At 69.5% G+C, this 380-nt stretch carries 1 protein-coding gene; it reads right to left on the minus strand.

Translation table 11 applies throughout. From position 1 onward, the window contains the following. The coding region (locus tag ACZ3GY_RS23685; protein WP_465912174.1) for an AAA family ATPase at positions 1-380 on the minus strand (380 nt) is incomplete at both ends.

Below are 380 nucleotides of genomic sequence, written 5' to 3' on the forward strand. Positions count from 1 at the left end.
TGGCGCCCCTTGAGGTCGGGGGCGTCGACGCCGATCTGCCGGTCGAAGCGGCCCGGGCGCAGGAGCGCGGGGTCGAGGATGTCGGGACGGTTGGTCGCGGCGATGACGATGACGTTGACCTTGGGGTCGAAGCCGTCCATCTCGACGAGCATCTGGTTCAGCGTCTGCTCGCGCTCGTCGTGACCGCCGCCCATGCCGGCGCCGCGGTGGCGACCCACGGCGTCGATCTCGTCGATGAAGATGATCGCGGGCGAGTTCTCCTTCGCCTGGTTGAAGAGGTCGCGCACACGGCTCGCGCCGACGCCGACGAACATCTCGACGAAGTCCGAACCCGAAATCGAGTAGAAGGGCACGCCCGCCTCGCCGGCGACGGCGCGGGC

This window comes from Pseudomonas sp. PME37.24/006, from assembly GCF_055556635.1.